This is a genomic window from Microcella alkalica, assembly GCF_014137945.1.
Taxonomy (GTDB): domain Bacteria; phylum Actinomycetota; class Actinomycetes; order Actinomycetales; family Microbacteriaceae; genus Microcella; species Microcella alkalica.
In genome coordinates this window covers 468,281-493,076 of record NZ_JACGWX010000002.1, presented here as the reverse complement: position 1 = coordinate 493,076, position 24,796 = coordinate 468,281, and the positions used below count along the sequence as shown (strand labels likewise).

Annotated in this window: 24 protein-coding genes and 2 pseudogenes; 11 read left to right on the top strand and 15 right to left on the bottom strand. The window is 71.7% G+C overall.

Annotated features, from left to right (window positions below; translation table 11 throughout):
• Positions 1-1,477: pseudogene (locus tag FHX53_RS06820) on the bottom strand (ATP-binding protein); the annotation flags it as partial.
• A 119-nt stretch (positions 1,478-1,596) separates the two neighbouring features.
• Here FHX53_RS06820 and FHX53_RS06815 point away from each other — a divergent pair.
• Positions 1,597-2,401 (top strand): annotated as a pseudogene (locus FHX53_RS06815) (ParA family protein).
• 73 nt (positions 2,402-2,474) lie between these two features.
• Here FHX53_RS06815 and FHX53_RS06810 read toward each other — a convergent pair.
• From FHX53_RS06810 to FHX53_RS06795, 4 genes are all read right to left on the bottom strand, one after another.
• Positions 2,475-3,017: a MerR family transcriptional regulator gene (locus FHX53_RS06810; RefSeq protein WP_182490062.1), complete on the bottom strand. Its 543-nt coding sequence runs from the start codon at positions 3,015-3,017 to the stop codon at positions 2,475-2,477.
• A 117-nt stretch (positions 3,018-3,134) separates the two neighbouring features.
• Positions 3,135-3,845: a transcriptional regulator FtsR gene (gene ftsR, locus FHX53_RS06805; RefSeq protein WP_182490063.1), complete on the bottom strand. Its 711-nt coding sequence runs from the start codon at positions 3,843-3,845 to the stop codon at positions 3,135-3,137.
• Positions 3,845-4,336 (bottom strand): FHA domain-containing protein, encoded by a 492-nt coding sequence (locus FHX53_RS06800; RefSeq protein ID WP_182490064.1) that lies wholly within the window; start codon positions 4,334-4,336, stop codon positions 3,845-3,847. The genes ftsR and FHX53_RS06800 overlap by 1 nt, the downstream gene beginning before the upstream one ends.
• Positions 4,329-4,985: a CDP-alcohol phosphatidyltransferase family protein gene (locus FHX53_RS06795; RefSeq protein WP_343050802.1), complete on the bottom strand. Its 657-nt coding sequence runs from the start codon at positions 4,983-4,985 to the stop codon at positions 4,329-4,331. The genes FHX53_RS06800 and FHX53_RS06795 overlap by 8 nt, the downstream gene beginning before the upstream one ends.
• Positions 4,986-5,055: 70 nt before the next feature.
• Between FHX53_RS06795 and FHX53_RS06790 the strand changes: the two genes are divergently transcribed.
• The gene (locus tag FHX53_RS06790; RefSeq protein ID WP_182490066.1) at positions 5,056-5,529 is read left to right on the top strand and encodes a hypothetical protein; all 474 of its coding nucleotides are present in this window, start codon (positions 5,056-5,058) and stop codon (positions 5,527-5,529) included.
• Here FHX53_RS06790 and FHX53_RS06785 read toward each other — a convergent pair.
• Both FHX53_RS06785 and FHX53_RS06780 read right to left on the bottom strand, forming a co-directional pair.
• Positions 5,526-6,302, bottom strand: coding sequence for an SDR family NAD(P)-dependent oxidoreductase (locus FHX53_RS06785; RefSeq protein ID WP_182490067.1), 777 nt, complete (start codon positions 6,300-6,302; stop codon positions 5,526-5,528). The genes FHX53_RS06790 and FHX53_RS06785 overlap by 4 nt on opposite strands.
• 4 nt (positions 6,303-6,306) lie before the next feature.
• A complete protein-coding gene (locus FHX53_RS06780; protein WP_246335391.1) occupies positions 6,307-7,680 on the bottom strand; it encodes a glucose-6-phosphate dehydrogenase in 1,374 nt (457 codons plus the stop codon).
• A 40-nt stretch (positions 7,681-7,720) separates the two neighbouring features.
• On the opposite strand from FHX53_RS06780, the gene FHX53_RS06775 reads away from it, so the two are divergent.
• Complete coding sequence (locus FHX53_RS06775; RefSeq protein WP_343050879.1) at positions 7,721-9,565, top strand: glycoside hydrolase family 15 protein; 1,845 nt, start codon at positions 7,721-7,723, stop codon at positions 9,563-9,565.
• A 4-nt stretch (positions 9,566-9,569) separates the two neighbouring features.
• Complete coding sequence (locus FHX53_RS06770) at positions 9,570-10,544, top strand: DNA topoisomerase IB (RefSeq protein ID WP_182490558.1); 975 nt, start codon at positions 9,570-9,572, stop codon at positions 10,542-10,544.
• Between the two features lie 8 nt (positions 10,545-10,552).
• On the opposite strand, the gene FHX53_RS06765 is transcribed toward FHX53_RS06770, so the two are convergent.
• Complete coding sequence (locus FHX53_RS06765; protein WP_182490557.1) at positions 10,553-10,981, bottom strand: DUF6098 family protein; 429 nt, start codon at positions 10,979-10,981, stop codon at positions 10,553-10,555.
• 65 nt (positions 10,982-11,046) lie between these two features.
• On the opposite strand from FHX53_RS06765, the gene FHX53_RS06760 reads away from it, so the two are divergent.
• Positions 11,047-11,448 carry an RNA-binding S4 domain-containing protein gene (locus tag FHX53_RS06760; protein WP_182490556.1) on the top strand — a complete coding sequence of 134 codons (402 nt, stop codon included), beginning with the start codon at positions 11,047-11,049 and terminating at the stop codon, positions 11,446-11,448.
• A gap of 30 nt (positions 11,449-11,478) precedes the next feature.
• Here FHX53_RS06760 and FHX53_RS06755 read toward each other — a convergent pair whose 3' ends face one another.
• From FHX53_RS06755 to FHX53_RS14020, 3 genes are all read right to left on the bottom strand, one after another.
• Entirely contained in the window at positions 11,479-12,435 is a 957-nt protein-coding gene (locus FHX53_RS06755) for an L-lactate dehydrogenase (RefSeq protein ID WP_182490555.1), read from the bottom strand.
• A gap of 80 nt (positions 12,436-12,515) precedes the next feature.
• Positions 12,516-12,803, bottom strand: coding sequence for a Fe-S cluster assembly protein HesB (locus FHX53_RS06750; protein ID WP_182490554.1), 288 nt, complete (start codon positions 12,801-12,803; stop codon positions 12,516-12,518).
• 159 nt (positions 12,804-12,962) lie between these two features.
• Positions 12,963-14,993: an ATP-binding protein gene (locus FHX53_RS14020; RefSeq protein WP_182490553.1), complete on the bottom strand. Its 2,031-nt coding sequence runs from the start codon at positions 14,991-14,993 to the stop codon at positions 12,963-12,965.
• 97 nt (positions 14,994-15,090) lie between these two features.
• Here FHX53_RS14020 and FHX53_RS06740 point away from each other — a divergent pair, with 97 nt between their 5' ends.
• From FHX53_RS06740 to FHX53_RS13585, 5 genes are read left to right on the top strand one after another with little or no spacing between them, the layout of a single operon-like run.
• A complete protein-coding gene (locus tag FHX53_RS06740) occupies positions 15,091-15,462 on the top strand; it encodes a response regulator (RefSeq protein WP_182490552.1) in 372 nt (123 codons plus the stop codon).
• On the top strand, positions 15,459-16,298 hold the full coding sequence (locus FHX53_RS06735; protein WP_182490551.1) for a HEAT repeat domain-containing protein: 840 nt from the start codon (positions 15,459-15,461) through the stop codon (positions 16,296-16,298). Before FHX53_RS06740 ends, FHX53_RS06735 begins: the two co-directional genes overlap by 4 nt.
• Entirely contained in the window at positions 16,295-17,746 is a 1,452-nt protein-coding gene (locus tag FHX53_RS06730; RefSeq protein WP_182490550.1) for a glycosyltransferase, read from the top strand. Before FHX53_RS06735 ends, FHX53_RS06730 begins: the two co-directional genes overlap by 4 nt.
• 9 nt (positions 17,747-17,755) lie before the next feature.
• Positions 17,756-18,451: a hypothetical protein gene (locus FHX53_RS13590; RefSeq protein ID WP_246335506.1), complete on the top strand. Its 696-nt coding sequence runs from the start codon at positions 17,756-17,758 to the stop codon at positions 18,449-18,451.
• On the top strand, positions 18,448-19,809 hold the full coding sequence (locus tag FHX53_RS13585) for an FAD-binding oxidoreductase (protein ID WP_343050878.1): 1,362 nt from the start codon (positions 18,448-18,450) through the stop codon (positions 19,807-19,809). Before FHX53_RS13590 ends, FHX53_RS13585 begins: the two co-directional genes overlap by 4 nt.
• 14 nt (positions 19,810-19,823) lie before the next feature.
• Here FHX53_RS13585 and FHX53_RS06720 read toward each other — a convergent pair whose 3' ends face one another.
• Both FHX53_RS06720 and FHX53_RS06715 read right to left on the bottom strand, forming a co-directional pair.
• A complete protein-coding gene (locus tag FHX53_RS06720) occupies positions 19,824-20,549 on the bottom strand; it encodes a polyamine aminopropyltransferase (protein WP_246335505.1) in 726 nt (241 codons plus the stop codon).
• 46 nt (positions 20,550-20,595) lie between these two features.
• On the bottom strand, positions 20,596-21,105 hold the full coding sequence (locus FHX53_RS06715; protein ID WP_182490548.1) for a flavodoxin family protein: 510 nt from the start codon (positions 21,103-21,105) through the stop codon (positions 20,596-20,598).
• Positions 21,106-21,186: 81 nt separating this feature from the next.
• On the opposite strand from FHX53_RS06715, the gene FHX53_RS06710 reads away from it, so the two are divergent.
• On the top strand, positions 21,187-22,059 hold the full coding sequence (locus FHX53_RS06710) for an EI24 domain-containing protein (protein ID WP_343050877.1): 873 nt from the start codon (positions 21,187-21,189) through the stop codon (positions 22,057-22,059).
• Here FHX53_RS06710 and FHX53_RS06705 read toward each other — a convergent pair.
• Together FHX53_RS06705 and FHX53_RS06700 are read right to left on the bottom strand one after the other, a co-directional pair.
• Positions 22,056-23,426 carry an NAD-dependent succinate-semialdehyde dehydrogenase gene (locus FHX53_RS06705; protein WP_182490547.1) on the bottom strand — a complete coding sequence of 457 codons (1,371 nt, stop codon included), beginning with the start codon at positions 23,424-23,426 and terminating at the stop codon, positions 22,056-22,058. The two genes, FHX53_RS06710 and FHX53_RS06705, sit on opposite strands and share 4 nt — an antisense overlap.
• A 163-nt stretch (positions 23,427-23,589) precedes the next feature.
• Positions 23,590-24,735, bottom strand: a complete 1,146-nt coding sequence (locus tag FHX53_RS06700; protein ID WP_182490546.1) for a CaiB/BaiF CoA transferase family protein — start codon at positions 24,733-24,735, stop codon at positions 23,590-23,592.
• Between the last annotated feature and the right edge of the window lie 61 nt (positions 24,736-24,796).

The following is a 24,796-nucleotide window of genomic DNA, read 5'->3' as shown; positions in this document are numbered from 1 at the left end:
TCGCGGGGTCGATCGCGGCGGCGCCCGCGCCGTTCGGCTGGTTGACCGTGATGTCGGCGAGCCAGTTGAGCACCTTCGTGCCGCGATCCTTCGAGATGTTCGCCCGCACGAGCTCGGGTCGTTCGTCGATGAAGGAGGTGCTCAGATCGCCCGCCTGGAACTGCGGGTCGTCGAGCACCGCCTGGAGGAACGGGATGTTCGTGGTGACGCCGCGGATGCGGAACTCGGCGAGACCGCGCCTCGCGCGCGCGACCGCGGCGCCGAAGTCGCGCCCGCGGCAGGTCATCTTCGCGAGCATCGAGTCGAAGTGGGGGCGAGATCTGCGCACCGGAGGCGATCGTGCCGCCGTCCAGGCGGACCCCGGCACCACCCGGCGAGCGGTAGGTCGTGATCTTGCCCGTGTCGGGGACGGAACCCGCTCGCCGGGTCCTCCGTCGTGATGCGGCACTGCAGCGCCGCCCCCCGAAGGTGGATCTGCTCCTGCTTAAGGCCGAGTTCAGCGAGCGACTGCCCGTAGGCGATGCGCATCTGCGATTGCACCAGATCGACGTCGGTGATCTCCTCGGTCACCGTGTGCTCGACCTGGATGCGCGGGTTCATCTCGATGAACACGTGCTCGCCCTCGCGCTCCCCCCGCCGTGTCGAGCAGGAACTCGACCGTTCCGGCGTTGACGTAGCCGATGGACCGGGCGAAGGCGACCGCGTCGCGGTACATCGCCTGGCGGACATCCTCATTGAGGTTCGGGGCCGGAGCGATCTCCACCACCTTCTGATGGCGGCGCTGCACCGAGCAGTCTCGCTCGAACAGGTGCACCGTCTCGCCGTGGGAGTCCGCGAGGATCTGCACCTCGATGTGGCGAGGGCGCACGACCGCCTGCTCGACGAACATCGTCGGGTCGCCGAAGGCGCTGTCCGCCTCGCGCATGGCGGCCTCGAGCGCGGACCGCAGGTCGTCGCGGCTCTCGACCCGTCGCATCCCCCGCCCGCCGCCGCCGGCGACGGCCTTCGCGAAGATGGGGAAGCCGATGTCGTCCGCGGCCGCGACGAGGACTTCGATGTCGGTCGTCGCGGGACTCGACTTCAGAACCGGGACGCCCGCTGCGATCGCGTGCTCCTTCGCGGTGACCTTGTTCCCCGCCATCTCGAGAACTGCGCGCGGCGGGCCGATGAAGGCGATGCCCGCGTCGGCAGCGGCCTGCGCGAGGTCCGGATTCTCGCTCAGGAAGCCGTAGCCGGGGTAGATGGCGTCGGCACCGCTCTCCTTCGCGACGCGGATGATCTCCGCGACATCCAGGTAGGCGCGCACGGGATGGCCGGGCTCGCCGATCTGGTACGCCTCGTCGGCCTTGAGCCGATGCATGGAATTGCGATCCTCGTAGGGGAAGACGGCGACCGTTCTCGCGCCAAGCTCGTATGCGGCTCGGAAGGCGCGGATCGCGATCTCGCCGCGGTTGGCTACAAGGATCTTCCGGAACATCGATTCCTCTCAGGGTGACCCGGGCAGGCCGAGGGGAGGCCCGCGATGGATCGTGGTGGCATACCGAGGTCGGCGCGTGGGCGCGCACTTCAAGACTAGTGAAGGTAGGGTCGTTCATCGTGCACGTACTGAGCATCAGCTCCCTCAAGGGAGGCGTGGGAAAGACCACGGTGACGCTCGGGCTGGCATCCGCGGCCTTCTCCCGCGGTTTTGCGAACGCTCGTCGTCGACCTGGACCCGCAATCCGACGCCTCGACCGGGATGGACATCTCCGTCGCCGGGCGGCTCAACGTCGCCGACGTCCTCGCCTCGCCGAAGGAGAAGGTCGTCCGTCAGGCGATCGCGCCCTCGGGCTGGACGAAGGGCCGCTCCGGAACGGTCGACGTGCTCATCGGCAGCCCCAGCGCGATCAATTTCGACGGGCCGCACCCGAGCATCCGCGAGATCTGGAAGCTCGAGGAGGCCCTCGCGCACGTCGAGAACGACTACGACCTCGTGCTCGTGGACTGCGCGCCCTCGCTCAACGCCCTCACCCGCACGGCTTGGGCGGCGAGTGACCGCGTCGTCGTCGTGACCGAGCCGGGGCTCTTCTCCGTCGCCGCCGCCGATCGCGCGCTGCGCGCGATCGAGGAGATCCGTCGCGGACTGTCGCCGCGCCTGCAGCCGCTCGGGATCATCGTCAACCGCGCCCGCGTGCAGAGCCTCGAGCACCAGTTCCGCATCAAGGAGCTGCGCGACATGTTCGGGCCCCTCGTGCTCGCTCCCCAGCTTCCCGAGCGCACCTCGCTGCAGCAGGCGCAGGGCGCGGCGAAGCCGCTGCACATCTGGCCGGGCGAGAGCGCTCAGGAAATGGCGCGCAACTTCGACCAGTTGCTCGAGCGCGTCATGCGCACCGCCCGCATGGGCGAGTACGCCCAGCGCTAGCCGCGAGCCCGCGCGAGGATCGCGCGATCACCGTGCGCCGAGCGCACGAGGGATGCCCGTGGAGCGGGCGAGGTCAGCTCGCGCGCGTGGCGCGGCGCTGAGCGAGCTCGTCCGCCGGGTCGGCGGCGGTCGAGTCGAGATCGACGAGCGAGCTCTCGACCTCCCGCAGGACCTTGCCGACGGCGATGCCGAAGACGCCCTGCCCGCGGCTCACGAGGTCGATGACCTCGTCGTCGGAGGTGCAGAGGTAGACGCTGGCGCCGTCGCTCATGAGGGTGGTCTGGGCGAGGTCGTTGACGCCCGCCTCACGGAGCTGGTTCACGGCGGTGCGGATCTGCTGGAGCGAGATGCCCGTGTCGAGAAGTCGCTTGACGAGCTTGAGGACGAGGATGTCGCGGAAGCCGTAGAGGCGCTGGGTGCCCGAGCCGGAGGCGCCGCGCACGGTCGGCTCGACGAGCTGCGTTCGGGCCCAGTAGTCGAGCTGGCGATAGGAGATGCCGGCGGCGCGAGCGGCGACGGCGCCGCGGTAGCCGGCCTGGGCGTCGAGCTCGGGAAGGCCATCGGTGAAGAGCAGGCCGAGGTCGTACCGATCGTCGCGGCGGCTGACGTCGCTCATGGCCTCTACCTAACCTTCATCGTTAACGTGATACTTCGCATCACGTCATCCAGACTAGCGAGCCACCCGACCCCCGCCGGAGACATTCGCATCGTCGGCGCGGCGTGTCGGGCCCGACTACGACTGTAGCCTGCCGAGGGCCGATCTGATCAGGCTCGAGCGCACGATCTCGAGCTGGCCGGCGATCTCGACGGCGAGTTCTGCGGCGCGCGCCCGCGACGAGGGATCGTTGCGGCGCGAGACCGGGATGAGCGCGCTCTCGATGAGGCCGAGCTCGCGCTCGGCCGCCGCCCGGAAGCCGCGCAGGTGACGCGGCTCGATGCCCGATCGCTGTAGCTCGACGAGCGAGCGGAGCACCTGGAGCGCGTCGTCGCCGTACGTCTCGCTCGGCGCGATGAGCGAGGCCGTGACCGCGTCGCCGAGCAGCGCCGACGTGGCACCGGCTTCGCGCACGAGTTCGTCGCGGCTGTACCGGCGCTCCGTGGCGAGCATCGAGGGCGCGGGGACAGCGCCGCCGAGCGGCAGGCTCGGGGTGCGCCCGGCGTCGAGCTCGTCGAGGTAGCCGCGGATGACCTTGAGCGGCAGGTAGTGGTCGCGCTGCATCGTGAGCACGAAGCGCAGACGATCGACATCGGTCGGCGAGAACTTGCGGTAGCCGGATTCGGTGCGCGACGGCGCGATGAGCTGACGCTCCTCCAGGAAACGGAGCTTCGACGGCGTCAGATCGGGGAACTCGGGGCTGAGCTTGGCGAGCACCTGGCCGATGCTCAGGAGGGATGCCGCGGCTGTCGCGGGACGACGAGCAGCGGCGGCGGACCGCTCCGCCACTACGCGACCGGGCGTCGGTCGGCGCGCGAGGCGTAGAAGGTCAGACGGAACTTGCCCACCTGCACCTCCGAGCCGTCGATGAGCGCGGCAGTACCGTCGATGCGCTCGCCGTTGAAGAAGAGGCCATTGAGCGAGCCGAGGTCGCGGACGGTGAAGGAGGTGCCGTCGCGGTGGAACTCGGCGTGCTTGCGCGACACGGTGACGTCGTCGAGGAAGATGTCGGCGTCTGGGTGCCGGCCGGCGACGGTGACGTCGGCGTCCAGGAGGAAGCGGGCGCCCGTGTTGGGGCCGCGTCGGACGATGAGGAGGGCCGACCCGGAGGGCAGCGCGGCGATCGCCTCCTGCTCCTCGACTGTGACCCCGGCCTCCATGGCGGCGAGCTGCGCGACGAAGTCCGGACCGTAGTGGACCGTCGTCTCCGACGAGTTGTACGCCGGCGCGGCGCTGCTCTGCTCATCCCCCGTGGGGCGGGCAGACACGTTCTCAGCCATCAGTGGACCTCCTCAGGGGATTCAGCGTATCCGATGCGGCGGCCGGTGCTCCTGGCCGATTCCCCACGAGCTCGAGGGTCTGACGCAGGTAGAGCGCACCGGCCCACCAGTAGAGGAACGCGCCCCACAGGGCGAAGGCCCAGCCGATGGGATCGGAGACCGCGCGCGCATCGGGGAACGCCTGCCCGAGCACGAGGATCGGCAGCGCGTAGAAGAGGGCGAACGTCGCGAGCTTGCCCAGGTGGTGCACGGGCAGCGGGCCGTACCGATGCTGCGCGAGGACGATGCCGAGCACCACGAGCATGACGTCGCGGCCTACGATCACGACCACGAGCCACCACGGCACGACCTCGCGCACCGCGAGCGCGATCACCGCGGCGAAGATGAAGAGACGGTCGGCGGCCGGGTCGAGGAGCTGGCCGAGGCGGGTGATCTGGTCGTACCGTCGCGCGATGATGCCGTCGACGTAGTCGGAGACGCTCGAGAAGACGATCACGAGGAGCGCGGCGACATCCTGACCGGTCAGCACCAGGACGAGGAACACGGGCACGAGCGCGAGCCGGATGGCGCTCAGCAGATTCGGGATCGTGAGGACGCGCGTGCTGACGGGGGGGCGGCTCGCCGGGGGCACTGCGTCGGCTTCGCTCACGCTGTCAGTGTAGTGAGGCGCGGCGCGCCCGAGCCGACCGATATCGCGAGCCCGGGTTATTCTTCCGCGCATGTCGTGCATCCGCTTCAACACCCCCGCCCAGCGCCGGCAGCTCGCCGCGAGCGCTCCCGTGCGCGCGACCTCCCCCGACCCGGTGGCGCAGTTCCTCTCGCCCTCCGTGACGGCGTCCAAGATCGCGCGCATCCGTCGCCTCGCGGGCGATGCGAACCCGAAGATCCGCGAGAGCGCGGCGCTGTCGTACCACGCTCCTGACGAGGTCTACGCGGCTCTCGCGAAGGACCCCGTCGCGAGCGTGCGCGCGTGCGTCGCCAAGAACGAGCACACGCCATGCGACGTCCTCCGTGCGCTCGCGTCGGATGCCGACGAGACCGTCCGCGCGTGGGTGGCGATCAACTACGCCGTTCCCGCCGACGCCATGGAGCGTCTCGCCGAGGACGAGAGCGCCACCGTCCGCGGCCTCGTCGCCTGGAAGGCTCAGCTCGCCGCCGAGAGCGCGGCCTCCGCCGAGCCGGCGCGCGTCTAGCGCCGTCGCGCGGCGCGGTCGGCCGGTGCGAGGCTCCCCGCCGCGGCCATCCGCGCCGGCACGACGCGCGCGAGCCCGGCGATGACCTTGTAGCGCAGCGTCGGGATCGACACCGAGCGGCCCCGGTCGATGTCACGCAGGGCGAGCCGCACGAGGTCGCGCACATCGAGCCAGAGCGGCCCGGGCACGCCCGTCGTCGCGACCCCCATCCGCTCGTGGAACTCGGTGCGCGTGAAACCTGGGGCAACCGCCGTGACGCTCACTCCGAGACCGCGGTACCGGAGGTTCGCCCACCGCGCGAACGAGACCCCCCAGGCCTTGGCTGCGCCGTAGCTCCCGCGAGGGGTGAAGGCCGCGACGCTCGAGATCAGGACGATCCGGCCCTCGCCGCGCGCGAGCATCCCCTGCATCGCCGCGTGGGTCAAGCGCAGCGGCACGCCGACGTGCAGGTCGAGGTGGCGGACCTCGTCGTCGAGCGGCGACGCGGCGAAGTCGGTCACGAGACCGTGACCGGCGTTGTTGACGAGCAGGTCGACCGGATCCGCCTCGTCGCGCACGCGGCGCTCGACCGCCGCGACTCCTGGCTCCTCGAAGAGGTCGGCCGCGATCGTCTCGACCCCGACGCCGTGGCGCGAACGCAGCTCGGCCGCGACCTCCTCGAGCCGGTCGGCGGTGCGCGCGACGAGCACGAGATCGGTGCCGCGGGCGGCGAGCTGGCGGGCGAACTCAGCGCCGATGCCGGCCGTCGCTCCCGTGATGAGAGCCGTCGTCATAGCGCTACGGTAGCGGCGCCCAGCTGGACGGACCGCTCGAGCCCGCCGGGTACTCCTCGAGCGGGACCCGGTCGGCGCGCCACGCCTCGAGGACGGGCTCCACGATGCGCCAGCACTCCTCCGCGACGTCGCCGCGGACGGTGAAGGCCGCGTCGCCCTCGAGAACGTCGCCGAGCACCTCGCCGTACGCGGTCAGCTCTCCGGCCGTGAACTCGGCGTCGAGGCTCACCCGATCGAGCTCGCCCGGGTCGCCCGCCCCGTTGATGTCGAGCTCGATCGCCAGTCGCTCGGGGCTCAGCGCGATCGTGATCGCCGGGGCGCCGCCGGCGGGCTCGAGGCCGTGCGGAAGATGCGGTGCCGGGCGCATGCTCGCGCGCACGTGCGTCGAGGGGGCGCCGAGGGCCTTGCCGCTGCGCAGCACGATCGGCACGCCGGCCCAGCGCGGCGTGCCGATCTCGACGACGACCTCGGCGAGCGTCTCGGTCGATCGGCTCGCGTCGACGCCATCTTCGGAGGCGTAGTCGGGCACGGTCTCGCCGTCGATCGCTCCGGCGGTGTACCGGGCTCGTCGGCTCGCGGCCTCGGCATCGCCGTCGCGCACGGTCGTCGCGCGCAGCACCTGCATCATCGCGCCGTGGAGGTCGTCGGCCTCGAGGCTCGACGGGAGCTCCATCGCGGCGAGCGCGAGCACGAGAAGCAGGTGGCTCTGGATCATGTCGACGAGCGCCCCGGCCGTGTCGTAGTACCCGGCGCGCCCTTCCAGCGCGAGCGACTCGTCGTAGACGATCTCGATGCGATCGATGCCGTCGCGGTTCCACACGGCCTCGATCACGCGGTTGGCGGCGCGCAGTCCGATGAGGTTCGCGACCGTCGACTTGCCGAGGAAGTGGTCGATGCGGAAGACGCGGTCCTCCGGCAGCAGCTCGGCGAGCCGGGCGTTGAGCTGCGCGGCGCTCGCGCGGTCGACCCCGAACGGCTTCTCGAGGGCGAGCACCGTGCCGTCGGGGAGGTCGACGGCCGCGAGCGCCTCGACGGTCGCGCGCGCGGTCGAGGGCGGGATGGCCAGGTACAGCAGCGGGTCGCGGGTCGCGGCGGCGAGGAGCGCGCGCAGGGCATCCGCGTCGGTCGCATCGGTGCGCACGTATCGCGCCCGCTCGAGGATGCCCGGCAGCGCGTCGCCCGCCGACTCCCCGAGCGTCGCCCGCAGCAGGTCGCGCCAGCGCTCGTCGCTCCAGTCGCTGCCGCCTGCGCCGATGAGCTCGAGCTTGGCGCAGCGGCCGACGGCGAGGAGGCTCGCGAGCCCGGGGAGCAGGAGCCTCTCGGCGAGGTCGCCGGTGGCGCCGAGGATGATGAGGGAGCGGTCGCGGGAGGAGGGCATCATTCCACGCTAAGCGCGAGAGGGTGCGAGACGGCGGCTCGTGCACGGAGTTCGGAGGAAGCTCCGATTGGCTGGGAGGATGCCCGCCCCCATCGAGGACTACGCCGTCATCGGCGACTGCCACACGGCCGCGCTCATCAGTCGGCAGGGGGCGATCGACTGGCTGTGCCTGCCGCGGTTCGACTCGGCCTCGATGTTCGGCGCCCTGCTCGGCACCGAGGAGCACGGGCAATGGCTGCTGCGACCCATCGGAGCCGTCGAGTGCGCGGAGCGCCACTACGAGGAGGACACCCTCGTGCTCGTCACGCGCTGGCGGTCGCCGACCGGCGAGATCGAGGTGATCGACGCCATGCCCCACGGAGACCGCCGAGCCGACCTCGTGCGCCGCGTGCGGGGCATCAGCGGCGAGGTCGCCGTCGAGCAGTTGCTGCGGATCAGGTTCGACTACGCGAGCGCGATGCCGTGGATGCGGCAGGGGGGCACGGACGAGCATCCCGCTCTCGTCGCGATCGCGGGGCCGGACGCGGTCGTCGTCCGAGGGCCTCGCTTCCGTGCGGTCGATCACGCGCACCGCGCCGAGTTCGTCGTGCGGGAGGGAGAGACGGTGGACACCGTGCTCACCTGGTTCCCCGCCCACCGGGTCGCGCCGGAGCCCCTCGACATCGACGGGCAGCTCGATCGCACCCGCGAATGGTGGCGCGACTGGGCGAGCACGTGCGCGGCGCCCGGCGCCTACGACGAGCACGTGCGGCGGTCGCTGCTCGTGCTGCGCGCGCTCACGCACGAGGACACCGGCGGCATCGTCGCCGCGCCGACGACGAGCCTGCCGGAGGACATGGGAGGCAGCCGCAACTGGGACTACCGCTACGTGTGGCTGCGCGACGCCGCGCTCACGCTCGAGGCGCTCATGCTGCACGGATATCAGACCGGCGCCGCCGAGTGGCGGGCGTGGCTGCTGCGCGCGATCGCAGGCGACCCGCAGGACCTGCAGATCATGTACGGCCTCTCGGGCGAGCGGCGGCTGACCGAGTACGAGCTCGACTCGCTGCCCGGCTATCGGGGGTCGGCGCCCGTGCGCATCGGGAACGGCGCGTACACGCAGTTCCAGGGCGACATCTTCGGCGAGGTGCTCATCGCCCTCGATCGCGCGCGCGACCTCGGCATCGAGGAGGACGAGTTCTCGTGGGCGCTGCAGACCGAGCTGCTGAAGCACGCGGAGAAGCACCTCGACCGCCGCGACAACGGCATCTGGGAGATCCGCGGACCGCACCGCACCTTCACGCACTCGCGCGCGATGCTGTGGGCGGCCTTCGACCGGGGCGCGCACGCCGTGCGCGTGCACGGCCTCTCCGGCGACGCCGAGCGCTGGGAGGCGCTCCGCGACGGGCTCCGCGAGGAGATCATGCGCAACGGCGTGAGCGAGGGCGGATGGTTCGTGCAGCACTACGAGACCGAGGAGGTCGACGCCTCGCTGCTGCAGCTCGCGCACATCGGCTTCGTCGCCTACGACGACCCGCGGATGCTCGCGACCGTCGCGCGCATCGAGGAGACCCTCCTGCGCGGCGGCCTGCCGCTGCGCTACCGCACCGAGTCGGGGATCGACGGGCTGCCCGGGGACGAGCACCCGTTCCTCGCGTGCGCGTTCTGGCTCGTCGAGAACTACGCGCGGGGCGGACGCCTCGACGACGGCGTGGCGCTCATGGACCGCCTCGTCGGGCTCGCGAACGACGTCGGGCTCCTCGCCGAGGAGTACGACGTCGACGACGAGCGCCACATGGGCAATACGCCGCAAGCCCTCTCGCACCTCGCCCTCGTGCGCGCAGCGGATGCGATCGCGACCGAGCGCAAGCGGGTGTCGCCCGCGGGGGCGGGTCGGGCATCCTGACCCGATGCGATTGAGACGATCCTCCCCCGACGGCCCCGGCATCCGCCGGCTGCGGCACGGGAGGGGCTTCCGGTACGTGGATGCGCGGGGCCGGTCGGTCACGGACGGGGACGTCCGCGCGCGCATCGCCTCCCTCGCGATCCCGCCCGCGTGGAGCGAGGTCTGGATCTGCGCCGACGAGCGGGGCCACGTGCAGGCGATGGGCCTCGACGCCGACGGCCGCCGTCAGTACCGCTATCACGAGGAGTGGACGCGGCGGGCCGGAGTGAAGAAGTTCGCGCGCGTGCGGGAGCTCGCCGCCGCGACGGGGGGCATGCGCGCGCGCGTCACGCGCGACCTGCGCGGCGAGGAGCCGCAGGCGCGGGCGCTCGCGATCGCCGCCCGCATCATCGACGCGCTCGGGGTGCGGGTCGGCGAGGAGCGCTACGCGCTCGAGCGCGGGACGATCGGCGCGCTCACGCTCGCGTGGGAGCACGTGGCCGTCTCCGGCTCGCGGATCGCCTTCGACTTCCCGGCGAAGTCGGGCGTGCGATGGGAGGCCGAGCACGAGGACGACGACCTCGCCGCGGCGCTCGTCCTCGCGAGGAGCGCGCGCGGGCCGAACGGGGAGCGCAGCGAGCGGGTGACCGAGTGGATCGACGACGGAGGCGTCCACCGCGTGCACTCCGCGGCGCTCAGCGAGTACCTGCGCACGGCCACCTCGTGCACCATCACGCCGAAGGACCTGCGAACGCTTCGGGGCTCCCGCCTCGCGGCAGAGCACCTCGCGCGGTGCGGGCCGAGCGCGACGAAGAAGGAGCAGGAACGCGCGATCCGCGAGGCCATCGCCGTCGTCGCCGACGCTCTGCGCAACACGCCCGCCGTCGCGCGCGCCTCCTACATCGATCCGCTCGTGCTCGAGAAGTACCGCAGGGGGACGACCGCCGTGCTCAGTCGGGGCCGCGTGAGCGACGCCGCTCTCGCCGAGCTGCTGAGCTGACGGCTCGGTCAGTCCTCGGGGCCGCGACCGGCGTCGAAGACATCGAGATACCGCGCCTCCGCCTCGTCGAGCGCGTCCTCCGCCACGACCGCGAGAATCTCGACGTCGGCCAGGAGCGGCTCGCAGTCGGGGCCCCGGCCGACCTCGCGGCCGGCGATCACCCACGCCTCGCGCTCCTCGTCGTCGTCCTCCTCGGCGAGGTGGCGGTACTGGCACAGCTGGCGCGCGATCCAGTCCTGCAGCGGCCGCGACCACCAGGCCTCCGCGCCGAGCGGGTTCACCGAGAGGCCGGGAAGCTCGAGCCCGCTCTCGGTGTCCATGCTGCCGCGGCCCGCCTCCGAGCGCGGGTCACGGCTGTAGCGCACGCACGCGTCCGGGCGCTCGCACACGAGGGCGACGACGTCGGAGAGGCCGGAGAGTCGAGGGGTGTCGCTCATGACTCCGACGCTACGTGGGCCGCCCGGGATCGTCGAGATACTTGACAGCCGCCTACCCTGGAGTCATGAGCCCGGCACCGACCCCCACGAGCGTCCGGGTCGACGCCTGGGTGTGGGCGATCCGGCTCTACTCCACGCGCTCCGCGGCGACCGCGGCGTGCAAGGCCGGCCACGTCAAGGTCAACGGCTCGACCGCGAAGCCCGCGCAGACCGTGAGAGTGGGCGACCTCGTGCGCGCCTACACGCCGGGCGGTGAGCGCATCGTCGCCGTCATGGGGCTCATCGTCAAGCGCACGAGCGCTCCCCTCGCACAGCAGAACTACGAGGACCGCACTCCCCCGCCCCCGCCCAAGGCGGAGCGGGCGCTCGACGTGCTCAGGGAGCGCGGCGCCGGCAGGCCGACGAAGCGCGACCGGCGACTGATCGAGCGGCTGCGCGGTCGGGAGCAGGGCATCCCGCCGCTCTGACGACGCTGACGCGCTCCGGGAGCGCGACGCTCAGTGGAGCTCGAGCGCCTCGAGCGAGCGCCGGACGGCGTCGGCGCTCGCGTGCAGCGACCGCTCCTCCTCCGCCGAAAACGGAGTGTCGATCACGCGCGAGACACCGCCGGCGTCGACGACGCTCGGCACCGACAGGGCGACTCCGCTGACACCGTGGTAGCCGTCGAGCACGCTGCTCACCGGCAGGATCGCGCGCTCGTCGCGCAGCACGGCCTCCACGATGCGCGCTCCGGAGAGCCCGATCGCGTAGTTCGTCGCGCCCTTGCCCGCGATGACCGTGTACGCCGCGTTCTTCACCTCGTCGGCGATCGCGTCGAGCTCCTCGACCGTGAGTCGCTCGCCGTCGTCGCCGACCCACTCGCGCACCGGGATCGGGCCGATGCGGGACTGCGACCACAGAGGGAACTCGCTGTCGCCGTGCTCGCCGACGATCATCGCGTGCACGCTCGAGGCGGCCACGCCCACGCGCTCGGCGAGCCGCCAGCGCAGGCGCGATGAGTCGAGCACGGTTCCGCTCGAGAACACGCGCGCGGGATCGAGGTCGCTGAAGCGCTGCGCGGCGACGGCCAGGACGTCGCAGGGGTTCGTGACGAGCATGAACACGGCCTCCGGCGCCCGGGCGACGAGCTCGGGCATGAGCTCGCGGAGGATGCCGACGTTGGTCGCCGCGAGATCGAGGCGGCTCTGCCCGGGATGCTGCTTGGCCCCGGCCGTGATGACGACCATGTTGGCGCCCTCCACCGCATTCAGGTCGCCGCCGCCGGTGATGCGGCTCGACCCGGTGAAGGGGGTCCCGTGGGCGAGGTCGAGAACCTCGGCCTCGGCGCGGCGAGCATCGATGTCGTAGAGGGCGACCTCGCGCGCGGAGCCGCGAATGAGTGCGGCATAGGCGAGGGAGGTGCCGACGGCCCCGGCCCCGATGACGGCCAGGCGGGAGTTCTCGATCACAGGCATGGCTCCAGAGTGGCAGAGTCGGCGGGGATGCCGATGGCCGCACCCCGAACCGGGGGTGCGGCCATCGCGGATACGAAGGGCTAGAGCCCCTGCTGCTCGCCGATCGCGAAGCGAACGGCGCCCTCGTCGCTCACCTGAGCGTCGAGGATCTTGTCGTCGAGCGCCACCGAGGCGTGCTGCTCGAGGAAGACGCGGGCGGCACCCGCCTCGACGACGTGGTCGCCGGGCAGCGGCGCGGGCTCGACGGTGACGGCGAACTCGTTCTGCTGAGCGGCGCCGTCGATCCGGAGTCCGGCGCTCTGGGGGTCAGCCTCGCGGGCGACGAGGTTCTCGATCACGGTGCTGGCGGTCGGCGTCAGAGTGAGCATGATGGTGCCCTTTCCAGTTTCGCGTTCGTCGAAAGCAGCCACGATGCCGAGATCGGCGCTGCATCTCAACCGCTGGGCGGCAATTGCCAGGCTCCTCACACGGGGCGTTGCGGACACTCTGCGGGAGCGCCCTGGGCGGGCGGCGTGCCGCCGGTGCGATCAGTCGGCCGGATCGAGATCGTGAGCGCGTTGGAAGCGGATCACGAACGTGCTGCCGCTCCGGCCATCCGACTGCACGAGGACGGAGCCGCCGATGCCGTCGAGCAGCGTGCGGACGATGGAGAGGCCCAGGCCCGTGCCGGGTGTCGCGTTGGCCGTCGCGTCCTCCGTCCGGTAGAAGCGGTCGAAGACGCGACCCTGATCGGCGAGCGGGATGCCCGGCCCCGCGTCTCGAACGAACAGCTCGACCGTCTCGTCGTCGACGAGGGCGCTGACGACCACGGCAGACTCATTCGGCGAGAACTTCACGGCGTTGCTCATGATGTTGGTCAGCACGCGAGTCACGGAGTCCTCCGTGCCGATGACCTCGGGCAGCACGGACGCCGACGGTTCGACGACGATCCCGACCCCGCGGGAGGCGGCGACGGCCCGCAGATCGTCGGCGACCTCGCCGATGATGCGACCGACCGAGAGCGGGTGCGGATCGTCGACGGAGTCCGCGGCGCGCTTGGCCGCGGACAGCAGCTCCTCGACGCGCTCCTGCAGTCGCCCGGCGTTGCGGACGATCGTGTCGACGAATCGGCGCTGCAGGGGATCGAGCTCGGTTTCGTCGAGCGTCTCCGCATAGCCGACGATGCTCGCGAGCGGGGTGCGCAGCTCGTGACTGATGGAGGCGACGAAGTCGTCCTTCTGACGCGAGAGTTCCTGGTACTGGGCCGAAAGAGCTCGCTCGCGCTCCACGAGCGCGCGCAGCCGGCGATCCTCGCGCCGCTTCTCGGTGACGTCGGTGAGCTCGACCGACATGACGCCGGACTTGTCGCCCACTGCGCGCTCGATGGCGACCTCGGCGTCGGCGCGACCGGCGAAGGCCTCGAGGACGAGCTCGCCGCGCCACCGAGGATCACCGCGGGCGACGATCGACAGCCCCTCGATGAGCGGGTGGTCATCGGGGAGGGCGATGTTGATCTCGGAGGATGCGGAGAAGAACTCGTTGTTCGGATCCATCCCGAGAGCTCGCAGGCCATGGTCGTTGGCCTGCACCACGATGTAGGCGTCGCCGATCGGCTCAACGAGAAGGAAGGCGGTCTGCGCCCGCTCGACCGCTCGACGAAGAACGCGGTCCTTCGCGAGCGCGCGCTCGATCTCCAGCTCTCCCTCAACGCGCTTCGACCAGAGCACGAGCGTCGAGCTGAGGAAGATGAACAGACCGCCCTGCAGCACGACGATCGCGTCGCGCGTGTCCTCCGAGGCCATCGCGAACGGACCCCAACCTGCAACCGTCGCCACAGTCGTCCCGAGGGTCACGAGCAGGAGCTGCAGCGTCACGCCGATTGCGGAGAGTCGCAGAGCCGCCCACGCGAAGAGCGGCAGCGGCAGGAACGACAGAGAGATGTTGACCGAGAGCGTGAAGGTCACGATCAGCGCTGCGGCCATGAGTAGCCACTGGGCCGTGACCTCGGTGCGCGAGGCGGTCGCGCCCTGGCGGACGCGCGCGAACGCGAGGGGCGTTGCGACGACGAACGAGACGAGGTTCGCCACGAAGGCGTCGTTGGCCAGCGCCTCGCTCGGTTCGACACCTGCGAGGATTCGGACGACGGTGACGCCGAGCGCGAAGAACGCCGAGGCGATGGTCGCGCCGATGACCAGACGGACGCTGTGGGCGACGGAGTCCAGCCGCGGGAGCCGTCCCGATCGTTCCACGATCGCGCAGAACAGCAGAACCTCGAGGATCGACAGAAGCCCCGTCTGCAGCACGTAGTCGAGCGGCAGGGCCGTGACGGCGTTGCCGATCGCGACGGCCGTGACGCCTGCCGTGGCGACCGCGATCCTCCATCCTCGTCTCGCGGTCAGGGCCAGGACGGCGATGATGCCGCTGGCCGGGGCGAGATTGGCCCGGGTGATGGACACATCGAGTGCGTTGCCGCCCGCGATCGAGAGTCCGAGGATGACCAGGAGAACGACGACCAGCGCGAGCAGGCGTCTCCATCTGCTCCACCGGCGCACCGTCGATGCGAGACTCGCTCCGACCACGGCGGCTCCCCTCACTCCGACTGCATTATCGTCGTCACCGGGCACGCGACGGGCGTGACACGGCGGAGCTCTCGCCGGAGGCGGAATCGAGGGTCACGTGGCACGCATTCTGGTCGCCGACGACGATCAGGATCTCAACGACCTGGTGACGATGAAGCTCGAGGCCGCCGGTCACGAGGTCGTGAGCGTCATCGACGGCGAGAACGCGCTCTCCCGCGCCCTTGCCGACAAGCCCGACCTCATCGTGCTCGACTGGATGCTCCCGCGCCGCAACGGTCTCGAGGTGTGCCGCGAGGTCCGATCCGATCCGGAGCTCTCGGGCACGCGCATCCTCATGCTGACGGCGCGCGCCCAGGAGGTCGACGTCGAGCGGGCGTTCGCCGCGGGCGCCGAGGAGTACATCACCAAGCCATTCAGTCCGCGCGAACTCGTTCTGCGCGTGACCACTCTTCTGTCGCGACCGCGATGACCGCGTTGCTCGTCGCGACGGCGGCAGCGGCACTCCTGTGCCTCGCTCTGCTGGCGACGGTGCTCATCGTGCGCGCGCGCATTGCCCGGCTCGACGAGCGCACCCGCGGTCGCCGGACGGAGGTCTCCTCGATCATCCGCGCCCTGCTCGTCGAGGAGGGCGCCGCTCCCCCGCCCCGCTCGACCTCTACTCTGCACGCCGTGGCCTCCGTCGTCACCCGCGTGCACGGCGAGGACCGCGAGGCGCTGCAGTCGTGGCTCGGGACGAACGGAGCGACCGCGATCGCGGAGCAGGGCATGCGCGACCGCCGGGCGATCGAGAGGGCACGCGCCATCCGCCTCTACGTCCGCACCACGATCGAGCCCTCTGCGATCCTGATGATGGGGATGCTCGACGATCCGGATCCGCGCGTGCGCGGCGTCGCGGCTCTCGAGTGGGGCTCCACGGGACGCACCGAGGCGATCGCGCCCGTCCTCGCAGCCGCCTGCCGCGAGGAGCACCGTCTGCCCCCGCTCGTCGCATCGATCGCGATCATGCGCTGCCGGCTCCTGGACGTGGAGTCGCTGCACGCGGCCTGGAGCACACGCGACCCGGACGGGCTGCGCGTCGCACTGAGCACCGGGAGCGCGGCGGGGCTCGCCGGAGTCCAGCCCTACGCGATCGCGGCCCTCGACGACGACGACCCGCTGGTGCGCATCGCCGCCGCCGACGCTCTCCGCCGGGTCGGGACACGCCGCGCGCTCAAGCCCCTGAACGACCGGCTCGCGCGCGAGGCGAACCCGATCGCCCGGCGGCACCTCGACGAGGCGCTCACGACGCTCGGGGGCGGATCGTGACCCTCGTCGAGCTCGCCGACTGGCTCTCGGCGTCGCTCGTGGTCATCACGATCGCCTTCGGCGTCTACTTCGCGGTCTACCAGCTCTTCTACGTGACGATCGTCATCCGTGCGATCGGCGCGATCGCCGACGAGCGGCGGTGGGCATCCGACGAGCTGCTCTCCGGCACCTTCGCGAGCCCGCTCACCCCGGGCGTGAGCGTGCTCGTCCCCGCCCACAACGAGAGCGCCGGCTCGGTCGCGTGCGTGGAGTCGCTGCTGCGCCTGCAGTACCCGCAAGTGCAGATCATCGTCGTGGACGACGGGTCGACCGACGGCACCTCCGAGGTGCTGCGCGAGGCCTTCTCGATGACGCCCAGCGACGAGCGGCCGATCAGCCCGGTGCCCGTGAGCGGCACGATCGAGAGCATCCACCGCTTCGATCACCACGACGCCTTGCTGATCAGGAAGGCGTCCGTCGGGCGCCGCGCGGACGCCGTCAACGCCGCGCTGCAGTTCGCGCGGCACGAGCTCGTCTGCATGATCGACGGCGACTCGATCCTGTCGCCGACAGCGCTGCTGCGGGTCGTGCAGCCGTTCATCGACGACCCCACGGTGGTGGCCTCCGGTGGCATCGTGCGGCCCGCCAACGGCGCGGTGCTCATCGAGGCGGAGGTCGATCGCGTCGAGGTCCCGAAGAGCCTCATCGAGCGCATCCAGGTGCTCGAATACCTGCGCGCGTTCCTCGTCGGTCGCGCCGGCTGGTCGGCGATCAAAGGGCTCCTCATCATCTCCGGGGCGTTCGGAGTGTTCCGTCGCGACACCCTCGTCGAACTCGGCGGGCTCGATGCCGCGAGCCTCGCCGAGGACGCCGAGCTCGTCGTCGCCGCCCACCGCCACCACCGCACCGAACGCGAACCGTACCGCATCGTCTTCGTCGCGGACCCCGTGTGCTGGACGGAGGTGCCCGCCTCCTGGTCGGCCGTCGCGCGGCAGCGCAAACGATGGTCGCAAGGGCTCGGCGAGCTGCTGCGCGGCGCGCGCGACATGATGCTGCGCCCGCGGTACGGGGCGCTCGGCATGGTCACGCTTCCCTACTTCTGGCTCTTCGAGCAGTGGGGCGCCCCGCTCGTCATCGTGGCGATGGCCGTCGCCGCGCTGGCGGGGGCGCTCGGGCTCATCCCCTGGTTCGCGATCGGGCTCGCCCTCGTCATCTCCTACCTCATCGCAGTCGCGACCTCGCTGCTGGCTGTCGCGATCGAGCTCGGAGCGACCCCGGACTACCGCACGGGGCGCTCGATGCGTCGATTGATCCTGACCGCGTTCCTCGAGCCGATCCTGTTCTACCTCCCGCACGCCATCTGGCGAACGGTGGGTCTCGTCCGCGCGATCCGGTCGACGCCCTCGGAATGGGGCGCCCAGCAGCGCGCCGGTTTCGTGCAGAGGGCGACGCACGGGCAGGCGGCGTAGCATCGCCGCGTGAGCGACGACGCATCGCGGGCGGATGCCCGGCCCGACCACGACGGGGCGACCAGATACCCGGCCCCCGCACGGGCGCCGCGGCCCTTCTCGGTCATGCAGTCGACGCTGCTCTCCGCGCTCGTGGCGACGGTGATCGGCGGCCTGGCCTACCAGCTCGGGCTCGGCGACACCTCCTTCGACCGGCCGGGCCAGGTCGTCCTGCTGTTCGTCGACCTCGCGCCCGTGCTGTGGTTCGCCGCCGCACCGATCATCGTGCACTCGTTGCGCTGGCGGGCGATCGATCAACGATTCCGCTGGCTGCTCATCGCCGCCGTCGCCGCCTCCGCCGTCGCGATCGCCACGCGCATCCTCGTCGTCGGCGAAAACGTTCTCGGAACGATGTTCGACCCGTTCACACTCGCGTTCGTGGCCTGGATCGCCGCGTCGCTCCAGTGGACGCGCACGCGCGTGAAGCGTCTCGCCGCCGGCACGGACCGCGGGATCACGATCGTCGGAATGGCGCTCGGCTTCGGCGTCGCGGCCCTCGGGCTCGCGCTCGGCACGCTGCGCCTCGTTCTCGTCGGACCGGAAGTGCTGCCGGGGGCCGTGCCGGAGGCCTCGAGCGGGTCGCCGATGACCGCGCTGCTCATCGCGGCCACCTTCGCCATGATCGCGGGGCTGTTCTGGCTGACCGACCGCACGCGGAATCGGTGAGCGGGCATCCGGCGCTGACCGCGTTGCGCGACGCGCTCGGGGACGCGCTCTCGACCGACCCGACCGAGCTCGAGGCCGCGCGCGGCGACTACTCGGGACAGAGGCGCGCCGGCGTGCCGCTCGCGATCGTGCACGCCCGATCGATCGAGGACGTCCAGGCGGCACTTCGGATCGCGACCGAGCATCAGCTGCCCGTCGTCCCCCGCGGCGCCGGAACGGGACTCACGGGCGGCGCCATGGGAGGCGCCGGCGAGCTCGTGCTGTCGACCGCGCGGATGACGCGCATCCTCGAGGTGTCGGCGGCCGATCAGCTCGCTGTCGTCGAGCCGGGCGTCATCAACGCCGAGCTCAACACCGCGCTCGAGCCGACCGGGCTGTTCTTCGCCCCCGACCCGGCGAGCCGCGCGATCTCGACGATCGGCGGCAACATCGCCACGAATGCCGGCGGGCTGCTGTGCGCGAAGTACGGAGTGACGCGCGAAGCAGTGCTCGGCCTTAAGGTCGTCCTCGCCGACGGCACGCTCATGGAGCTCGGACACCGCACCGTCAAGGGCGTGACAGGGCTCGACCTGACGGCCCTCCTGATCGGCTCCGAGGGGACGCTCGGCGTCGTTGTCGAAGCGACCGTGCGGCTCCTGCCGCTGCCGTCGGGGTCGCCGGCGACCATCGGCGCGTACTTCCCGTCCGTCGCGGGGGCGGCCGCCGCATCCGCCGCCATCACCGCAGCGCACCTGCGCCCCGCCGTCATGGAGCTCATCGACGAAGTGGCTCTCGCCCGCATCCTGGCCCACCTCGAGCTGTCCGAGCGCGCCCCGGGCAGCGCCTACCTCCTCGTGCAGACCGACGGCGCCTCGGCGCTCGCCGAGGCCGAGCAGGCGCTCGCGATCATCCACGAGCATGACGGGGCGGCGGCCCTGACCACCGACGCCGACGAGGGAGAGCGGATGCTCGCCGTGCGTCGCGCGTTCCACCCGGCCATGGCGGCCGCCGCGACCGTGCTCATCGAGGACGTCGCGGTTCCGCGCAGCGCGCTGCCGGCGATGCTCGCGGCGATCCGGGAGATCGGGGCGCGCTACGACCTGGAGATCCCGACCGTGGCGCACGCGGGCGACGGCAACCTGCACCCCAACTTCCTGTTCACGGGCGATGAGGTGCCGCCGCAGGTGTGGGACGCGGCGGGCGAGCTGTTCCGCGCCGCCATTCGGCTCGGCGGCACGCTCACGGGTGAGCACGGCGTCGGCACGCTCAAGCGCCGCTGGCTCGAGGAGGAGCTCGGAGCTCCGCAGCTGCGGCTGCAGCGGAGCATCAAGGCGGTGTTCGACCCGCTCGGGATCATGAACCCCGGGAAGGTGTTCTAGAGCGTCGCCCGACGTCAGCGCGGCGTGCGCGCGACGTAGACGCCGTTCTGCGATGTGCCGCCCGTGATCGGGTTCGCGAACGGCACGATGTGGCCATGCACCTCGACGAAGACCTCGGCGAGGGTGCCGAGGAATTCGGCCTCGGGAACCTCGTCGCTCCACAGGGCGAAGACTCCTCCCGGCGCGAGGTGGCGGACGAGACGGCGCAGCCCGTCGGCGGTGTAGAGATCGCGGTGCGACTCGGCGAGCGGGAAGCTCGGCGTGTGGTCGACGTCGAGGAGGATGGCGTGGAACGCCGCGGGAAGGTCGAAGTACGCATCGGGCTCGCCGCGCATGAGCGCGAAGAAGTCGACGTGGGCGAGGCGCGTGCGGGTGTCGTCGACGAGCTCAGCGGAGACCGGGAGCAGCTGACGGCTGTGCCAGTGGATGACCTCGGGCAGGGCGTCCACGACGTTCAGCGACCGGACGCGGCGATCGCGCAGGGCGGCGACGGCGGTGTAGCCGAGACCGAGCCCGCCGACCAGGACGTCCCACTCCTCGCCCGCGACGTCGGTGTCGATCGCCGCGAGGCCGAGGTCGGCGAGGGCCTCCTCCGCGACGGTGAACAGACTCGACATCAGGTACTCGTCGCCGAGCTTCACCTCGAACACCTCGGCGTCGGCCGCGGGCTCGAACCGGCGACGCAGCGTCAGCTCCCCCATCGGCGTCTGCTCGAACGCGAGCTCCTCGAAGTTCTGCAAAGCCGTCTCCCCGTCGCGGGCGCGGGACAGACCGCGCTCCGAGGGCTCAGCCTAGAGGGCCGACATGGCCGGCGAGATCGCGTCCCCACCTACGGGCGCGATCGAGCTCGCCGTCCTCGAGCGGCCCCTCGGTGTCGTCGACCCAGAAGCTCTCCGGCTCGAGGTCGACGGGAAAGCCCCCGCGCCGGGCGATCCGCACCGCTGCACGAGCGGCCGACCCGGGGAAGTGCCGCACTCGCGTGTCGAAGGTCACGACGGGAGGATGATCGTCCGCCGCGGCGCCGAGCGCGGAGAGGTACTCCCGCAGCCCCGTGGCGGCGGATCCGGCCGTGCCGCCCTGCAGCCCGGCGCTCTGGCGCGTCGAGCCGCGGGACAGCGAGAAGGCGTGGGTCGGACCGCCGGCGATCAGCAGCTCGACGTCCGCGAGCGAGACGGGGGCATCCTGCACGTTCTTGATGACCACCGGCAGACCGGCGTCGCGCACGCCCCCGGCGATCGCGCGCGCGACCTGCTCCGTGTTGCCCCAGTGGGATTCGACGACCACGAGCACTGTCATGGCGCCGATCGTACGCGGGGCGGGGCCGCGCAGTCAGGGGCGAAAGTCCCCCGCCGATGGCGCCGTCACTAGGGTGATCGCGTGAGCCGCCGACGAGATCGCGCACCCCGCCCCGCCCGCGTCGATCGGGCTCGCCGGCCCGGCATCGCGAACGAGCTGCTCGCCGGAGCCGGCCTCCTCTGGCGCGGGTTCGGGATGTGGCGCCGCCGCCCCGGCGTCATGGCGCTCGGCATGGTGCCCGCCGTGATCGTCGCCGCCGTCGTCATCGCGGGCGCGGTCGCGCTCGGTGCGAACGCCGCCGGCATCGGCGCGTGGCTGACGCCGTTCGCCGAGGGGTGGGGCGAGGCCGAGCGAGAGCTCGTGCGCGGCGCAGCGGGCACGCTCGTGGTCGTCGGGCTGCTCGTGCTCGCCTTCTACACGTTCACCGCACTGACGCTGCTGGTCGGCGACCCGTTCTACGAGCGCATCTGGCGTCGCGCCGAGGCCGACCTGGGCGAGTTCTCGCCCGGCGCCTTCGGGTTCTGGCGCTCGGTCGGCGATTCCGTCCTTCTCGTCCTGCGCGCGATCGGCTACGGGCTCACGACGTTCGCGGTGGGCCTCATCCCCGTGGTCGGCGCGGTCGCGGGGCCGGTCACCGGCGCGCTTCTCGGGGGGCATCTGATCGCGCGCGAGCTCACGCAGCGTCCGTTCCAGGCACGGGGCATGGGGCGGGATGCCCGGCGCCGGCTGCTGCGCGGATCGCGTGCCCGCGAGCTCGGCTTCGGCGTGATGACCCAGCTGACGTTCCTCATCCCCGGCGGCGCGATCGTCGTGATGCCGGCGGCCGTCGTCGGATCGACGCTCCTCGCGCGCGAGCTCATGGTGCGGGCCGAGGCGCGAGCGGGATCAGCAGCGCAGACGCAGAGCGGCCGGGCGCTCGATTCCGCGCCCGGCCGCTCCCCCGCCGCCGACTAGGCGATGCGGATCATCTTCTTGTTGACGAACTCGTCGATGCCGAGCGTTCCGAGCTCGCGACCGGAGCCCGAGTTCTTGATGCCGCCGAAGGGCAGCTCGGGGCTGTCGGCGAGCACGCAGTTGACATAGACCATGCCCGCGTCGATCTGGTCGGCGACGCGCGCCGCCTGCTCGGTGTCGGTCGTGAACAGGTACGAGCCGAGCCCGAACGGGGTGTCGTTGGCGAGCTGGATCGCCTCCTCCTCGTTCGCGACCTTGAAGACCTGCGCGACGGGGCCGAAGAACTCCTCGTAGAAGGCCGGGTTGCCGGCGTCGACGTGGGCGAGCACGGTCGCCGAGAAGAACGTGCCTTCGCGCGTCCCGCCCGTGAGCACCTGCGCGCCGTTCTCGACGGCCTGCGTCACCTGGCGCTCGAGGTTCTCGGCGGCCGCCGCCGACGACAGCGGGCCGTACGCCGCCTCGCCCGCCATCGGGTCGCCGGGGCCGACCTCGTCCATCTTCGCGACGAACTTCCCGAGGAACGCGTCGTAGAGGTCCTCCACGACGATGAAGCGCTTGGCGCCGTTGCACGACTGACCGCTGTTGTCGACGCGCGCGTTGACAGCCATCTCGACCGTCGCATCCAGGTCGTCGGTCGACAGGAGGATGAACGGGTCGCTGCCGCCGAGCTCGAGCACGACCTTCTTGAGGTGGCGGCCCGCCTGCTCGGCGACGGCGGCGCCGGCGCGCTCCGAGCCGGTGAGCGAGACGCCCGCGACGCGCGGGTCGGCGATGATCGTGCCGATCTGGTCGTTGGTCGCGTACACGTTGACGTAGGCGCCCTCGGGGAAGCCGGCGTCGAGGAAGATGCGCTGGATCGCCTCGGCGGAGGCCGGGCACTGCGCGGCGTGCTTGAGGATGATCGTGTTGCCGAGCACGAGGTTCGGGCCGGCGAAGCGGGCGACCTGGTAGTACGGGAAGTTCCACGGCATGATGCCGAGCAGAACGCCGAGCGCGCTCTTGCGGATTAACGCCGAGCCCTCGCTGCCCACCGCGAGGTCGACCGGCTCGTCGGCGAGCAGGGCGGGGCCGTTGTCGGCGTAGTACTGGTAGATGTCGGCGGAGAAGTCGACCTCGCCGAGGGCGTCGCCGATCGGCTTGCCCATCTCGCGCACGATGATCTCGGCGAGCTCCTGACGGCGCTCGCGGTGGAGGTCGGCGACGCGGGCGACGAGCGCCGCGCGCTCCTCGCGAGTGCTAGTCCTGGCCCAGCCGCGCGCTGCGGCGTGCGCGGAATCGATCGCGGCGGAGATCTCGGCGTCGGTCGCGGTCGCGTACTCCTTGACCGTCTCAGCCGTGGCCGGGTTGATCACTGCGTACTTGCTCATGAGGCTCCTTGGGAATCGCGGTGCACGCATCCGCCCGAGTGAGGTCGGCAGCGTTGCACACCTTCTCACAGCCTAGGAGTCGGCACGGGCGGAGCGGCACTCCCCCTCGGCGGATTCTTGGCGTCGCGTCGCCGGCGTGTATAGAGCAGGCCGGGGCCGCCGATCAGTCGACGGGCTCGGCGAGCCACGCGCGCAGGGCGGCGCCGTGCGCGTCGAGAGCCGGCGGCGCCGTGGGCGCGGCCGGCGCGAATCCCGAGTAGCGAACGGGGTGCGCGAGCTGCGGCGGATGCCCCGCCCCCACCTCGACGGTCGGCTCGAGTCCGAGCCGGCGCGCGAGCGCGAGCGCCTCGCCGATCCCGTTCACGGTGCCCGCGGCCACCCCCGCGCCGAGCATCCGCGTCGCCCAGACGGCGGCGTCGTCGACGGCCAGCAGCGCCTCGAGCGCCGCCTGGAGCTCATCGCGGTATTCGACCCGCGCGGGGTTGGTCGCGAAGCGCGGGTCGCGGGCGAGAGCGGGATCCCCCAGCACGCCGCAGAGAGCGTGGAACTGCGCGTCGTTGCCGACGGCCACGGCGAGGAGCGCATCGCGGCAGTGGAGCGTCTCGTACGGCGCGATCGAGGGGTGCCGGTTGCCGAGCGCCCGCGGCGCGGCGCCGGTCGCGAGGTAGGAGCCGGCCTGGTTGGCGAGCGAGGCGATGAGGCTCGACAGCAGAGCGACCTCGACGTGCTGCCCGGCGCCCGTCCTCTCGCGGTGCAGCAGCGCGGCGAGCACCCCCATCGCGGCGTGGTTCGCGGCGAGCAGGTCGACCATCGCGACGCCGACCTTGCGCGGCTCGCCTCCCGCGTCGCCCGTGATGCTCATGAGCCCGCCGACGGCCTGGACGAGGAAGTCGTAGCCCGGCATCGTCGCCCCCTCGCCGGTCGATCCGAACCCCGTGATCGAGCAGTAGACGGCGCGCGGGTTGCGCGCGCGCACGCTCGCAGCGTCGAGACCGAACCGCTCGAGAGTCCCCGTGCGGTAGTTCTCGAGCACGATGTCGGCGCGATCGGCGAGCGCGCGGGCCAGCGACAGGTCGCCAGGGTCGGTGAAATCGAGGGCGATCGACTCCTTCGAGCGGTTCACCGCCTCGAAGTAGGCGCTCGACGATCCGGCCCACGGCGGGCCCCAGGCCCGGGTCTCGTCGCCAGCGCCCGGGCGCTCGACCTTGATCACGCGGGCGCCGAGGTCGGCGAGCATCACGGCGGCGGTGGGGCCGGCGAGCACGCGGCTGAAGTCGGCGACGAGCATCCCGTCGAGGGGGCGGATCATGCCGCAACTGTACAGGTGGACAAAAAGCGCGTCACGGGCCAGCATGAGGATGACCGGAAGG